General features: G+C 46.1%; 12 protein-coding genes. 8 read left to right on the forward strand and 4 right to left on the reverse strand.

Annotated elements, in window-relative coordinates:
• Positions 1-103: 103 nt before the first annotated feature.
• On the reverse strand, positions 104-631 hold the full coding sequence (locus tag MHB84_RS22560; protein WP_076288207.1) for a type 1 glutamine amidotransferase domain-containing protein: 528 nt from the start codon (positions 629-631) through the stop codon (positions 104-106).
• A gap of 271 nt (positions 632-902) precedes the next feature.
• Here MHB84_RS22560 and MHB84_RS22565 point away from each other — a divergent pair, with 271 nt between their 5' ends.
• The 4 genes from MHB84_RS22565 to MHB84_RS22580 all read left to right on the forward strand — a co-directional run bounded on the left by MHB84_RS22565 (position 903) and on the right by MHB84_RS22580 (position 3,795).
• A complete protein-coding gene (locus tag MHB84_RS22565; protein ID WP_083678798.1) occupies positions 903-1,316 on the forward strand; it encodes a hypothetical protein in 414 nt (137 codons plus the stop codon).
• Between the two features lie 122 nt (positions 1,317-1,438).
• Positions 1,439-1,786 carry a bacillithiol system redox-active protein YtxJ gene (gene ytxJ / locus MHB84_RS22570; protein WP_076288209.1) on the forward strand — a complete coding sequence of 116 codons (348 nt, stop codon included), beginning with the start codon at positions 1,439-1,441 and terminating at the stop codon, positions 1,784-1,786.
• Positions 1,787-1,878: 92 nt separating this feature from the next.
• Positions 1,879-2,892, forward strand: a complete 1,014-nt coding sequence (ccpA, locus tag MHB84_RS22575) for a catabolite control protein A (RefSeq protein WP_024631149.1) — start codon at positions 1,879-1,881, stop codon at positions 2,890-2,892.
• 207 nt (positions 2,893-3,099) lie between these two features.
• Positions 3,100-3,795, forward strand: a complete 696-nt coding sequence (locus MHB84_RS22580; RefSeq protein ID WP_076288210.1) for a 5'-methylthioadenosine/adenosylhomocysteine nucleosidase — start codon at positions 3,100-3,102, stop codon at positions 3,793-3,795.
• Positions 3,796-3,944: 149 nt separating this feature from the next.
• Here the strand turns inward: MHB84_RS22580 and MHB84_RS22585 are convergent, their stop codons facing one another.
• Positions 3,945-4,577 carry a GNAT family N-acetyltransferase gene (locus MHB84_RS22585; RefSeq protein ID WP_076288211.1) on the reverse strand — a complete coding sequence of 211 codons (633 nt, stop codon included), beginning with the start codon at positions 4,575-4,577 and terminating at the stop codon, positions 3,945-3,947.
• 272 nt (positions 4,578-4,849) lie between these two features.
• Between MHB84_RS22585 and acsA the strand changes: the two genes are divergently transcribed.
• The gene (gene acsA, locus MHB84_RS22590) at positions 4,850-6,574 is read left to right on the forward strand and encodes an acetate--CoA ligase (protein WP_076288212.1); all 1,725 of its coding nucleotides are present in this window, start codon (positions 4,850-4,852) and stop codon (positions 6,572-6,574) included.
• Positions 6,575-6,737: 163 nt separating this feature from the next.
• Here the strand turns inward: acsA and MHB84_RS22595 are convergent, their stop codons facing one another.
• Positions 6,738-9,869 carry a transglycosylase domain-containing protein gene (locus MHB84_RS22595; RefSeq protein WP_076288213.1) on the reverse strand — a complete coding sequence of 1,044 codons (3,132 nt, stop codon included), beginning with the start codon at positions 9,867-9,869 and terminating at the stop codon, positions 6,738-6,740.
• 356 nt (positions 9,870-10,225) lie between these two features.
• On the reverse strand, positions 10,226-10,825 hold the full coding sequence (gene rpsD / locus MHB84_RS22600) for a 30S ribosomal protein S4 (RefSeq protein ID WP_076288214.1): 600 nt from the start codon (positions 10,823-10,825) through the stop codon (positions 10,226-10,228).
• Positions 10,826-11,288: 463 nt separating this feature from the next.
• Between rpsD and MHB84_RS22605 the strand changes: the two genes are divergently transcribed.
• From MHB84_RS22605 to MHB84_RS22615, 3 genes are all read left to right on the forward strand, one after another.
• A complete protein-coding gene (locus tag MHB84_RS22605; RefSeq protein ID WP_076288215.1) occupies positions 11,289-13,268 on the forward strand; it encodes a sensor domain-containing diguanylate cyclase in 1,980 nt (659 codons plus the stop codon).
• 132 nt (positions 13,269-13,400) lie between these two features.
• Entirely contained in the window at positions 13,401-14,267 is an 867-nt protein-coding gene (locus MHB84_RS22610; protein WP_076288216.1) for a hypothetical protein, read from the forward strand.
• Between the two features lie 110 nt (positions 14,268-14,377).
• Positions 14,378-15,493 (forward strand): aminopeptidase, encoded by a 1,116-nt coding sequence (locus tag MHB84_RS22615; RefSeq protein ID WP_076288217.1) that lies wholly within the window; start codon positions 14,378-14,380, stop codon positions 15,491-15,493.
• The last annotated feature ends 70 nt before the right edge of the window (positions 15,494-15,563 follow it).

Raw genomic sequence — 15,563 nt, forward strand, 5'->3', positions numbered from 1 at the left:
TCAAATAAATACCTTTAAGTGAAAATATTAACTTTTGTACAATTTTGGAAAATAGTCTTATTTTAACGATAAAACCCCCACGCCATTGGCGCGGGGGTTTGTTTTATTTTTCAGCAAGTGCATCGCAGAATGCTTTGCCATATGGCGGAAGGTCAGGTGGACGACGAGCTGAAATGATGTGTCCATCCACAACAACGGCTTCATCTTTCCAGATGGCTCCCGCATTTTCCATGTCATCCCGGATACCCGGTGTAGATGTGACTGTAACCCCGTCCAGTATTTTGGCGGATATCAGTACCCAGCCTGCGTGACAGATCTGTCCAATCGGCTTACGATCCGCATGCATTTCCTTGACGAGCTCAAGTACTTTGGGGTAGCGACGAAGCTTGTCTGGTGCCCAGCCCCCGGGTACAAGAATACCATCATAGTTTGAACTATCCAATTCATCAAAACTGTATTCCGCTTCGGCGGGAACACCATATTTACCAATGTAGGTTTTGCCTTTTTTCTCTCCGGCGAGATGCACCTCAGCACCTTCTTCACGGACACGATGCACCGGATACCACAGTTCTAGATCTTCGAATTCTTCATCGACCAGGGCGATGACTTTTTTGCCTGTTAATCTCATCATCATCTCTCCTTTTGCGGTAATTAGCACATAGCGTCTTTATTGTAACAGATTCTCATGGTGACTTCATCGTCATGCAATCTCGCCAGAAGGGAAGCGATTACAACTCAATGAATGCCTACATTCGACAACCTTCTTCTGGAGACGGTGGTAATTTGTGCAACCTATGGTTTATAGCAGGATTTGAGCGGAAATAGGTCGAATGGTATCTATATAAGAGTATAGAACGAATGAGGTGATGACTGTGCGTAAGACGTGCAGATGCGGACATGTAATGGAATTGGAATTAAGAACGGTGGTATATGCCAAAAAGGTGGAGATTCGTAACGTACCTGTATTTGCTTGTACAGACTGTGTTTCCTATGAGGTACTTCAGCCGGTCAAGCCGGATTTGAAAGAGTGCATCAGTACACTCGGCGAACAGCCAGCGAAACAGGATGTATCGTTTGGAGCGCGTAATGAACTTGCGGACCTCTTCCATGAACAATTGTTGGCCTGGCCGGACGCTTCGGATCGTGAGATGGAGCATCGGATGCAACGTGCTGTGGAGGAGAGAATTAACCTTCTGCTGGATATTATGGGCTATGCTCAAAAATCTAATGATCAAGAATGGATCGAGACAACACAGCGCAGATTAGGTCAATTATCCGGCTTTGTATGGCAGGCGCACTTCTCGAATGCTGTCTAATTTTGACGTGCAAAATGCTTGTTTTCATGAAAATTGGCTTTTTCGCCCGCTTTTTGTTAAGATATCGTAGAGTGAAAACGCTCAACATAGCGGTAATCCTGGTAAAGGAGGATGTATATCAAATGGCTGACATGACTAAAATGACAAGTATTGAACAGCTAAACTCCGCAGTGGAGGCTACCGAGGATCAACCCTTGCTTCTGTTTAAGCACAGTACACGCTGCCCGATCAGCGCGAATGCTTATCAGGAGATGAACGATTATTTGCAAAATAGTCCAAGTGAACAAGTGAAATACGGTATCATTTATGTAGTGGAAGATCGCCCTGTGTCCAATGAAGCAGCGGACAAGCTGGGTGTTAAGCACGAATCTCCGCAGGCGATTCTAGTCAAAAAGGGAATTCCTGTATGGCATACTTCCCACTCGAATATTACTTCAACCACAATCACGAATGCACTGCGTGAGTCCTAAAGCCTATTTTAATTGATTAATGCATAAATTTGTCGTAATATAAATCTTAATGAAAATGGTATGAAAATTTACTGGTAATGGAGAGAAGTACTGTGACGGTAACCATTTATGATGTGGCACGTGAGGCCGGTGTCTCTATGGCAACGGTATCACGGGTTGTTAATAATAACCCTAATGTTAAGCCACAGACACGCAAAAAAGTATATGAAGCCATCGATCGGTTGGGATATCGTCCGAATGCGGTAGCCAGAGGCTTGGCGAGCAAGAAGACAACCACGGTCGGGGTCGTTATTCCGGACATTTCGAACTCAACCTTTGCAGAGATTGCCCGCGGAATTGAAGATATTGCGAATATGTATCACTACAACATTATTTTGTGTAACGCGGATAAGAAGAAAGAAAAAGAAATTCGTGTAATTAACACGTTGCTCGAGAAACAAGTGGACGGTCTGCTCTTCATGGGTGGAACTGTGACGGACGAGCATATTCAGGCGTTCCAATCAGCGGCTGTGCCGATTGTTCTCTGTGCAACAAGTGACGAGAAGGGCACGTACCCTTCTGTAGATATCGATCATGAAGCAGCGGCATTTGACGCTGTAAATACGTTGATCCGTCATGGACACAAGGAAATCGCAATGATCAGTGGTACACTGCAAGATCCTGCCAACGGTTATGCTCGTTTCCAAGGGTACAAGAAAGCGCTTGAAGCAGCAGGTATGGAATATCAGGAGGATCTCGTACGCATTGGTAACTATCGTTATGAGTCTGGTGTGGAAGCGATGAAGTATTTCCTCGGTTTGAAGAAAAAACCATCGGCAATCTTTGCTGCAACAGATGAGATGGCAATTGGTGCTATTCACAGCATTCAGGATGAAGGTCTGAAGGTACCGGATGACTTCTCCATCATCAGTGTGGATAACATTCGTATGGCTTCCATGGTCCGCCCTCAGTTGACTACTGTAGCTCAACCGATGTATGACCTGGGTGCTGTAGCAATGCGTTTGCTGACCAAGCTTATGAAGAAAGAAAATGTGGAAAACCCACGGGTTATTTTGCCGCATGAAACGATTCTTCGTCTGTCTGTAAGCCATGCAGACGTAGTTTAAATACAGGCTTGGATGATTCATCGTCATTTCCGATTGAAATGGAAATGGTTTAAGAAAGGGAGAAGGCATTCTCTCTACATAGTGGAATGACGGAAGCTCCGGAAACGGAGCTTTTGTGCTGAATGGGTTTTGGACGTAGACTAAAAACATACTTGGAGGGAAACGAGTCCAGGTTTGCATGCAGAATGCTATATAGGAGGTCATAACATGCGTGAAACGATCGGTATCATTGGTGCAATGGATGAGGAAGTAGAACTTCTCTTAGCTGGTATGAAGCAACTAGAGACTGTAAAACAAACCGGTATTACCTATGTCGCAGGTGAATGGCTGGGTAAACAGATTGTGGTCTGCAAATCAGGCGTGGGTAAAGTAAATGCAGCTGTGACGACACAGATTTTAATTGATCGTTTTCAGGTTAACCGTATTATTTTCACGGGTGTTGCGGGTGCAGTTAATCCGGAGTTGAACATTGGAGATATGGTCATCTCGTCCGAATGTGTACAGCATGATATGGATGTGACTCCACTTGGATTTGAGCGCGGGGTTATTCCTTACCAGGAGACGTCCGCCTTTCTGGCGGAAGCATCCCTTATTGCGTTAGCTGAAGAAGCCTGCAAAGCGCAAGGAGCGAACTATCTGATCGGCAAAGTGCTGTCAGGAGATCAATTCATTGCAAACAAGGATACGGTGAAAATGCTGTATACCGAAATGAATGGGGCATGTGCGGAGATGGAGGGAGCTGCCGTAGCGCAAGTAAGCTTCATGAACCGTGTTCCGTTCGTTATACTTCGCGCAATGTCTGACAAAGCAGATGGATCAGCACATGTGAACTTTGCCGAGTTTACTGTGGAGTCTTCCCAGCGCTCTCACCGTATTGTGGAACATATGCTGGAACATATGTAACCCCATAAGGTATACGCATGTTGAGCATGGTATAGGCTCAAAAACAACAAAAACCGCTTCCTCCTTTCAGATCATCCTTGATGAACCTGTTCGCGAAGAGGCGGTTTTTCTATGTATACGTATTCGGAATCTTTCATGCGAATTCGTGATTAATACATAAAACGATGGCGGAATCGAACGCGGTCGAACTGTTCTTCCGATTCCAGGGGTACTTGGCTGCCAATACGGACCATGAGGCAGTTCGCCGGATGTGAACAAATCTCGGGATCATCGGTGGCGTACCAAGTCATGTCTACGGTTTGCATCAATTTTTCCATCATCTTGCGGTAATCCCACACGGAAAGGGCGCTGCCCTTCAAATCCCAATGCCAGTAATATTCCGTTGTGAATATGATATATTTCTCCATCTGTCCATTTTCAAACGCGGTGAGCAGCATTTCTCGCCCAATCCCGAGAGAGCGATAGGAATCCGCAACCTCAATGGCGCCCAGCTCAATTAGATCGGTCATATTGCCTTCCGACCAACGTTCGCATTCATCTGCATAATGGAAAGTCACATAACCGACAATGGTTTCATTCTCCCGTGCAATGATGATTCGACCTTCAGGCAAAGCGGCAATTTCGGCCAATGCCTCCTGTTGTTCCGAAGGGCGCCGGAAGGCATCCAGATCGGAATGAAATTCAAGCTGCGTAATCGTCTCGGCCTGAACTGGTCCCTCAATGATGATTCGGTGGCCGGACTTGAAGATGGAACGCATATGATGCTCCTTAATATGCTCCATAGTTCATGCTCCTCTCTCCCCCTACTTATAGCAAAAAACCAAAAATTTGAAAAGCCATAGACGATGATTGAAAAGATTTGCTATAATTGCGTAGACAAAAAATGTTCACAATTCAACTGCAGTTTGGGTTCATCGGTTTGGCCTGGGCAAGTACATGATGAGAAGTTCTCTCTACTAATGTAAGCGCTAACTGGAAGTTCAGTCAACACAAAGGCAATCAGAAGTGACCCATATTGGGAATCGAAATGTCGAGTTGAAGGAGGCTGGCAAGCATGAGTCAAGCACATGGTGAGATGCTGCAAACGGTTGTGTCTGAATCTAATCTGGGCGATTACACGGAGGCCCGAAGCCGGTTTGATTGGGAATCGGTTGAAAAGCACTTTACGTGGCACGCCAGCGGGAAAGTCAACATGGCGCATGAAGCGATAGATCGTCATGTGCTGGAAGGAAGAGGCGGGAGAACGGCGCTATTATACAGTGATGCTTCGCGTGAAGAGGCATACACGTTTGCTGACTTGAGTGAGCAGTCGAGTCGCTTCGGTAACGTCCTGCGTAAATATGGCATTGCTAAAAGTGATCGGGTATTTATTTTTATGCCACGCAGTCCTGAGCTCTATTTTAGTCTGTTGGGCATATTGAAGGTTGGGGCTGTTGCAGGTCCGCTATTTGAAGCCTTTATGGAAACTGCGGTGAAAGACCGACTGGAGGATAGCGGAGCTGTAGCCCTGGTGACGACCCCTCAATTGCTGGGACGAATCAAACGTTCCGAGTTGCCGGAACTGAAGCATATCTTTGTTGTGGGTGGTGGTCCACAGACGGAAGAAGGACTCATCGACTTTGATGCAGAGATGTCGGCAGCTTCGGATGATATGGAAGTGGAGTGGCTGACTCGCGAAGACGGTCTGCTGATTCACTATACATCCGGCTCTACAGGTAAACCGAAAGGTGTATATCATGTGCAGAATGCGATGATTCAGCATTATTACACCGGCAAAGTTGTTCTGGATTTGCGCGAGGATGACGTATACTGGTGCACAGCTGATCCGGGTTGGGTCACAGGTACATCCTACGGGATCTTTGCACCCTGGTTGAATGGGGTGACCAACGTTATTCGCGGGGGACGATTTAGTCCAGGAGACTGGTACAGCACCATTGAGAAAAATAAAGTCAGCGTATGGTACAGTGCGCCGACGGCTTTCCGAATGTTAATGGGGGCGGGAGAAGAGACCATTGCCCAGCATGATCTGAGCAGTCTTCGTCACGTCATGTCCGTCGGTGAACCTCTTAATCCCGAAGTTGTCCGTTGGGGCTGGAAAGTCTATGGACAGCGAATTCACGATACGTGGTGGATGACGGAGACGGGTGCCCAGCTTATCTGTAACTACCCGGGCATGCCAATCAAACCAGGTTCCATGGGTCGTCCATTACCGGGAATTGAAGCCGCCATTATTGACGATCGAGGACAGGAACTGCCGCCATACAGTATGGGTAACCTGGCTATTCGTACTTCCTGGCCGTCCATGATGGCGAAGATCTGGAATAATCCGGCCAAATACGAAGAGTACTTCCGACTTTCTGGCTGGTATGTATCCGGTGATTCCGCTTATATGGACGAAGATGGCTACTTTTGGTTCCAGGGCCGGATTGATGATGTCATTAACTCTTCAGGCGAACGCATTGGCCCCTTTGAAGTGGAGAGCAAGCTCGTAGAGCACCCTGCGGTAGCAGAGGCGGGCGTTATCGGCAAACCGGATGTAACTCGCGGAGAGATCATTAAGGCCTTTGTGGCACTGCGTGAGGGGTATGAGCCGACACCGGAGCTGAAGGAAGAGATCTATCGATTTGTAAAAGAAGGCTTGTCTGCTCATGCCGCTCCGCGTGAGATTGAGTTCAAGGATAAACTGCCCAAGACCCGCTCCGGCAAGATTATGCGCCGTGTGTTGAAAGCTTGGGAGCTGGATCTGCCGACAGGAGATCTATCGACCATTGAAGATTAAAGCATTAACTAGCAGATGCTACGTGTCTGCTCGTCCATAAATCAAAGCCTGATCCGTATCTCATTGCGGATCAGGCTTTTTGCTTTGGAGTATATGTGAATAACAAAACCCCATCCTCATAATGCGAGAATGGGGTTAAGAGTGGAGCTATGATAACTCTGTATTACGGTTGGAAATGAACGGCTCCGGACGGCTCAGATTCGCCTATGCTGTTGCTGGCGGATACCTTGAACCATCCACTGGTGGATGCAGGCACTCCGTAGTCCATGGAGGTTCCTGAAGTTGTGCCAATTTTGGTGTAAGGGGCAGCCCCTGTTTCACTAAAATATACAGCATAACTTTGAACGCCATCCGATTCCGGATTGGAGTCCCACTGAATTCGCAGCCCTTGGGAGAGCGCCGACACGCTCACTTGGCTCGGCGTAGCCGGAGCCGTAGATGCGGCATTCTCATTCGGAGAGTCTTCCGGTGTAACGACTGTTCCCGGAACATTAATCGGTTCATTTATTTCTTCATCTGCAGGAGGTTCTACCATTCCCGCACTGCTAACTGCTGCGCTAGGAGCAGACTCACGACCCGCTACATCCACTGCTGTAACGTAGAACGCAAAGTTTCCACCCTGTGCATATGCGGTAAATGATCTGGACTCACCAGTCAGGACAACCTGCCCCTGATTCTGGAATCCGGCGCCATTTACTGAGCGATACAGGCGATAACCAACCACGTCACTTTCCGGTGTTGCATTAAACGTAATGACGGCGTTCCCGTTAGCAACGGAAATTCTCACATTGCCTGGTGCATCCGGTGCTTTGCCGTTATCCGTTCTTGGATCGATCTGTGTCGGCATGTCTGCATCGGCATCTTCCGGCAGGTAATATGCAAGTGATTCGTGACGACTCATGCGTGAGAATGCACTTTGCAGTTCCTTGATGAGATCAGAGATCGGTTTCTTGCGCTTAACGACCGTTTTCTCTTTCGTCATATCTCCAGGTGTTCCATCACGCGGAATGTAGTTGACACCATTGTAAGTGATATATTTGGCTTTTGCGACGCCATCATCGCTATCCTTCGGCACAAACTTGCTATTGAAAATATCAGTGACAAATCTGTCAGTCAGAGATGTTGGCAATTTGCCGCTATAAGCGGATACGGTTCGTGTCTCGATCCCAGATGGTTTCTTGAACGAATCTGTTACGAACATCTCTTTGTCTGTAGCGATGACTTGATTCATGATTTGCGTCCACAGCTGCTGTGCACGTTTCTTCTGTGATCTTGTCTCCAGCGTGTTTACCGGCTGTTTGTATCCAACCCATACACCCAACGTGACATCCGGCGTATAACCTTCAAACCAGACGTCGGCGTAGTTTTGAGTTGAACCCGTTTTACCTACGATAGGCACGCTCTTGGAGTACTTGTAATTTTCACGAACTTTATCGGCTGTACCTTCCGTAATAACGGTGCGAAGCATATCTGTCATCAGGTATGCCGTCTGTTCTGAGAAAGCTTGAACAGGTTCTGCATCGTGTTTGTATACGATATTTCCTTTGGAGTCAACAATCTTGCTAATCATATAGGAATCATTGTACACACCATTGTTGGCAATGGCTCCATAGGCATTGGTAAGTTCTTCAACAGTAACACCATACTGAAGTCCACCAAGAACACCAGTCTGGGCTTGGTAGTCAATCGGTTGGATGGTGGTAATCCCCAACTTCTTGGCGAAAGCCCAAGATTTTTCGATACCAACATCTTCGTTGAACAGCTTCAGCGCAGGAACATTCAGCGAGTAGTTGAGTGCTCGACGGGCAGTCACAAGTCCCTGGTAGCGATTGTTGGCATTTTTCGGAATATGGAATCCGGTCTGGCCGTCCTTCAGAATTATCGGTGAATCATCAATAATGGAAGCCGGTTGAACAAGTCCTTCATCCAGTGCAGGCAGATAAGCAGCAATAGGTTTCATAGTTGAACCTGGCTGGCGCACCATCTGGGTTGCATAGTTCATCTGTTCATCCTGGAAATCACGGCCTTCAATCATACCGAGAATGGCGCCTGTTTTGTGATTAATCAACATGGCAGCAGTCTGTTCTTTTCCCTTCACGGGGTCGTCAGCAGCGAAATTACTGTCATCTTCGGCAATAGTACGCATCGTTTTGTAGATACTCTTGTTGATCGTCGTGTAGATACGATATCCACCTGTACGCAATTGCTGCTGAGCTTCTTCCAGCAGGACACTGCTTTCTTTTTGCGGTGTATCTGTATCCGCTTTGGCTGTATCCGCTTTGGCTGTATCCGCTTTGGCATCCGTGCCTTCAGCTTTATCCGAATTGAGTTGCATTAGAATCTGTGCAGCTTGACGCTCTGTTTCCATCATAAGGTATGGATAAGTATTGTAAGCTTTGATGGTTTTGGGTGCGAGTGAACTCTTGATGTCAAAAGCAAGAGCTTCGTCATACTCGGATTGATTAATTTTGCCCAGTTCCAGCATACGGCGCAAGACCAGATGCTGACGATTGATTGCACGCTCAAAATTGTCCTCAACAAAGTCGCCTTTTCCATTAAAGGCAGAATAAGAGGAGGGGAGCTGAGGCAATCCTGCCAGATAAGCAGCCTGAGCTGTGTTTAATGTGCTCAAATCATTAATATTGAACAGTCCTTTGGCAGCTGCCTTGACTCCATATACATTATATCCACTGGAGCCGTTACCAAAAGGAACCTTGTTCAGATACGCTGTCATAATTTCGTCTTTGGTCAGGAAACGTTCGAGTCGGAGCGAAAGTAATATTTCTTTCACTTTCCGGTCCTCGGTTCGATCCAGATTGAGGAATACACGCCGGGCCAATTGCTGAGTCAGTGTGCTACCGCCAGTTTGAACAGATTCTTTTAGCACTTTCTGTTTCACGGCACGGAGCGTTCCGCTCATGTCTACACCTTTATGTTCGTAAAAATGATTGTCTTCAATCGAAATGACTGCATCAATAACGTTCTGCGGAATCTGGTCAAAGGTGACCGGACGCCTGTCTTCTTCTGTTCGTAATTGACCGATTGGGCTGCCGTCGGCAAAGTAAGCAAAGCCTGTGATGGAGTTTTCGCTGACTTTTTGTTCAATCAGCGCCCTTGAACGGACGGGTTCGTCTTTCACAATGGAACTGACGTATCCCATCAGAGCACCGCCTACAAATAGTACCCCCATGAATCCCAGGACAACCATCCATTTGACGAAACTACCCAGTCTGCGGGCGAAGCTGCGCTTGCGGGCAGGCTGTTCATCGGGCTTTTTCTTATTAACATCAACCATTCAGTGTCTTCCTCCTTTTAACAGCACTTATTATAGCATAAAAAGGCTGGTTTGCATGCCTGAGAAATACAAGCAATGGTCGAAAATTGCCATTCTTTCTTGGTTTATGATATATATCATGCGGAATTGAATTACATATCATGAGAAGTCATGGAGAATTTCAGTAAAACGTGGAAGTCTTGAGAATCGAGTTTGGATGAAAATAGACTATTTATAGGAAGGAGGCCATTCCATACATTTGATACAGGGGCATGAACTCCATTTTTTTGTTCTTTGTTTCTCTTAAAATAAAAAAAACAGCTGCCGAGAAAATCTCGGACAGCTGTTTGGTGTGAAGCTTAATGAAATTCCAACGATTAACGGTTGTAGAACTCGACGATTTGTTTTTCGTCGATGTCTTGGGACAATTCCGAACGCTCAGGCAAACGAATAAATTTACCTTCCAGAGCAGTATCGTTGAATTCTACGTATGCCGGAAGATGCGAACGGTTTTCCAAAGCTTCCTTAACGGAAGAAAGACCGCGGCTTCTTTCACGCAGGCTGATAACGTCGCCAGTGCTTACTTGGTAAGAAGCGATGTCAACTTTTTTGCCGTTTACAGTTACGTGACCGTGGGATACCAACTGACGCGAACCAGCGCGGGAGTTAGCGAATCCAAGGCGATATACGAGGTTATCAAGGCGGCTCTCAAGCAAGAACATGAAGTTTTCACCCGCGATACCTTGCATTTTTTGCGCTTTAGCAAAGAGAGTGCGGAATTGCTTCTCGCCCAAACCGTACATGTGACGCAGTTTTTGTTTTTCTTGCAATTGCATACCGTAGTTGCTCATTTTTCTCCGTTGGTTAGCTCCGTGCTGACCTGGAGGGAAAGGACGTTTCAATTCTTTGCCTGTTCCGCTCAGGGAAATGCCGAGGCGACGGCTCAATTTAAATTTAGGACCAGTGTAACGTGCCATGTTTAAAGTAGCTCCTTTTTAGTTAAAGTTCATATAGGGCTCTGTTTGCGCTCCAATTTGTTGATGCGGGCTAAGCCACGCATAAGACGATCAGAAAAGTTCAGCCGCTGTCCTGAAAGCAACAAAAAGAATGAGGGTGACACAACCGGTAATGCCCAAATTTAAAGACCCATTAGTAGTCTTCATCAACAATTTATTTTACAGTTTACTAGAACCAAAGTCAAGCGTGTAATAAAAGCAAAAAAACGTCTAAATTTGTCGATAGGTCCTTAGGCCCAAAATAATGGGACAATTTTCTGAAATATGGATGCAAAAATGCTTTAAAGAGAGTAAAATAGATTGTATCTTAACTTTAAATGATCTTGTACATTAAGGTTATCGCATAGGATTTGCAGGTTTGCGATAACGTCTGCAGATTAATGCATCCGAGTGGATGCAAAAACGGTGCAAAGGAGCGCCTGACATGTTAGAACATCTAAGAAGTAAACCAGCCAGCTTGGATTCGCGAAGTTCGGGCGATTCCGCATCTTCTGCCGCTCCTCACGAAGCGCATGTATTCTGGATGCAAAAAATGGACATCACACCTTTTGATTTTTCATATTTGGGAACCCTGCTGCAGCAAGCATACACCGACTGGCACGCCCAACGGCGGCCGCACTCAGACAGATCATCGATAATATACAACGTATGGAATACAGAAGGGATCTGTATGGGGCAAGGCAATGAAGGGGCTCCATTGCTCGATGTACATTCGACTGTGATGCAATGCCTTGAAACGGGACAGGCCCAGTCGTTACGTGGAACCACTGAAAATGGAGAGTACCATCTAATGGCTGAACCTTTATTCTCCAGGACAAATAAGGATATGTTTGCTGTCTTCACTGCTGTAACCTACGAGCAACATCGAGATGAAACGTCTGAAGCCGTTGTTCGATCGGAGGCATTGCATTATCGTACCTGCTTTTACCGAAGATTTGAATACATATTTATGACGGATCTATTACATGCTCATGAACAAACGGCACGTGAAGAACACCGAAGGTCGATTCTCTTCCAAATCGTTCAACGGATGCATGACAAAATGGATGTGGACGCGATATTGGATGAAGTCTTCGACAGCATTGACTACTTATATCCAACAACTCGTATGACATTGTATATGTCTCAGGATCAGAGCAGCCTCAACCCACGTATCAAACCGTTGCTTGTACATGAACGGGGAGAAGACATCTGTGTACAATCGTTCATGGAGGGCAAGCTCATAGTTGTTCGATCGGATGAAGGTGAACATCGCATTCTGGAGGTTGGCCTTCCTCTAAAAGGTAAACAAGGGATCTATGGTGTATTTCATATTGAGATGAATGAGGAGTTAATGGAAGATTCCGATCTCCAACTCATTACGATGATGGCGGATACAGCAGGAACTGCCTTTGAAAATGCCAAACTGCACGAGCAATCGAATATGTTGATCCAGGAACTTCGTCTAATCAACGATCTGACACAACGTTTGAACAAAAGCCTACAGCTGATGGAGATCTATCAATTCTCCGAGCAGGAGTTAAAGGACATCTTTCAGGCTGAATCATGTTGTATTCTTCAACTGAATGACAGTACGGATCACTTTGAAGTGATGTCTTCCAATGTGAATGAGTTAGGTCGCAAATCGTTTCCAATGGATTATGGAATCGCAGGGTTACTGTATCAAACCGAAGAACCGCTCATTCTATCCAATTATGCGAAATACGATAGAGTGTCATCGGTCTTCATGGATCTTACTGGTTCTATGTCATTGATTGCTTCACCCCTTCGGGTGAATGGTGAAGTGAAGGGTGCCATTTTGCTGGGACATCCCAAAAAGCAGTATTTTTCGTATGACAATTACCGTCTGTTGCAGATGTTGTCCATTCATATTGGACTTGCTCTCTCCAATGCAACGCTTCACGCCGAGGTACGACGTTTGGCTAACCTGGATATGCTGACAGGACTGTATGTGAGGCATTATCTGGATAGTGTGATCCATGAACGTCAGGCTCATGAATTCTGTGGTTCACTCATTGTCGTGGATATTGACCAGTTTAAACAGGTGAATGATACGTTTGGGCACCAAACAGGTGATCAGGTATTAAAACAGGTGAGCGACATTGTGACGAGTTCCGTCCGGCCTGAGGATATCTGTGCCAGATGGGGTGGAGAAGAACTGGCTATTTATATGCCTCAGATTGGTGCTCGTCAGGCACTGGAATATGCAGAAATCATTCGTACCAGAGTCGCTGAGGAGACAAGGCCTTCCGTGACCGTATCCAGCGGTATTGCCGAATGGAACTGGATGGATGAGAAGGTTAGTGTGGAATCGTTATTTTACCGGGCTGATATGGCCTTGTATGATGCGAAGCATGGTGGTCGAAATCGGATCGTCATGGAAGAACAGGAAGTTACACGTTAAGAGAGGACTATTCCGATTGCGGAGTCGTCCTCTCTTTATTTTTTTGATAAGGCGATGCCAAAGGAAGGAAGTATAAGCAAATAAGGGAGGGGCAGGCTATGGAGAAAGTTTGATGGAAAGGTGGAATAGAACATGTTGAACCGTCGGTATATACGTGGGCTATTGTTGATTCTGAGCATTGTTGTGTTGTGTGCTCCTGGTTGTGGATTGTTAGAGCGAGATCGAACCCCCGAGGAATTATTTTCACTGGCTTTATCCGGAATTGCAGGCAAAGAAAAGCTGAGTTTTGACGGGGAAGCGGGATTACGACGCGAAAGCAGCGGGCTGTTCGAAAATCAGTTTAAATTTGAAGGCAAGCTGGAGAATCATGATCGTTTGACCTTGCAAACGAGGCTGCCTGGAGCTGTGACTGCTGCCGGAGCGGGAATAAAAGGAGTAAATGCCGCTGCTGTTAACAATAACGGGCAACCGAGCGGATTCAGTGCATCATTTGAACGAAAACAAGGACAGTGGATGGCTTTAACTGCCCAACATGAGCCCCTGCGTGGTTCGTTGTCCCGTTTTAATCCTATCGCTCAAATGGAAAGTATCGATCGTATGGAAAAAACGATAAAGTCCGAGTACGGTTCAGGCCGTCGAACAAAAATACTGCGAATTGAACTCGCGCCAAAAGACGCCAAAACGTGGGCACTCGCGCAGCTTAACGACGAGATGAATGCGATTCGGGCGGAGTATATGCACAAGGCTGCTACGGTTAAGGGAGGTAGTCAGGAGAAACTGGAGAAGGATTTGAACAAAGTGTGGGAGCAAGGGGAAACATCAATGCAAGAGATGATGAAACAGGCCGAGGTACAGACGGTGTATCATCTAACCGTAGATCGGAAAACTAGCTTGCCCTTGCGACTTTCCTCGGAAAGCCAGGTGAGCTATAAGGACATGAACAGCAAAAGAAATAAAGAAGCTCTTGTCACAGATGTAAACTTCAGGGCCTATGAATAGATAAGTTGTGGGGCTGCCTGCTGACGGGATCGTTGCAGCGTGCTACAATAGTATCGTAATTTACCGTTGTTCAATTCAGGGGATGGCGGATGACAGGAGGAGTTTACAAGATGAAGGACCCAAGAATTCAGAAGCTCGCAGCCAATCTGGTGGGCTACTCTGTAGATGTACAGCCCGGCGAGAATGTGCTGGTTGAGATGATTGGCACAGAACGGGATCTGATTAATGCAATTATTGAAGAAGTAGGCAAAAAAGGCGGTAACGTCTTTGTACAGCTGACTGACAAAACAGTACAGCGTGCCATGCTCAAAAATGCGACAGAAGAAATGGTGAAAACCTGGGCAGAGATCGATCTGAACCGGATGAAGCAAATGGATTGTTACATTGGCATCCGTGCAGGGGAGAATGTGAATGATCTGTCCGATGTACCGGAAGAGAAAATGAAAATGTACAATTCACTTTATTCCCATCCGGTACATAGCGAGCAACGGGTAAAACATACAAAATGGGTTGTGCTTCGTTACCCGAATGCAAGTATGGCACAGCTGGCGAATACAAGCACAGAAGCGTTTGAAAATTTCTACTTCGACGTATGTAATCTGGATTACGCTAAAATGGACAAAGCACAGGATTCATTGGCTAATCTGATGAAACGTACGGACAAAGTGCGCATCACTGGACCGGGAACAGACCTGAGCTTCTCCATTAAAGATATCGGTGCAGAGAAATGTTCTGGCCAAAAAAATATTCCGGATGGCGAAGTGTACAGTGCCCCTGTACGTAATTCCGTGAACGGAACGATTAGTTATAACGCGCCAACGTTGTATAACGGCATTACTTTTGAAAATATTAAATTCACGTTTAAAGACGGTAAAATTGTTGAAGCAACAAGCAACGATACAGACCGCATCAATGAAATTCTGAATTCAGATGAGGGCGCTCGTCATATCGGAGAATTCGCAATTGGATTTAATCCACATATCCTGCACCCAATGAAGGACATTCTGTTTGATGAAAAAATTGCAGGCAGCTTGCACTTTACGCCAGGCCAGGCATATGAAGAAACAGATAACGGAAACCGTTCCTCCATTCACTGGGATCTGGTGTTGATCCAGCGTCCAGACTACGGTGGTGGCGAAATTTATTTTGATGATGTATTGATCCGTAAAGACGGGATTTTCGTTATTCCTGAGCTGGAATGCCTCAATCCGGATCGTCTGAAGTAGGAACAGTATTTTGCTGTTGCTAGGAAAGCGGATTCACGGTATCATGTAGTGGTAATTAATAGATGATACC

The sequence above is a fragment of the Paenibacillus sp. FSL F4-0087 genome, from assembly GCF_038020215.1.
Lineage (GTDB): Bacteria > Bacillota > Bacilli > Paenibacillales > Paenibacillaceae > Paenibacillus > Paenibacillus taichungensis.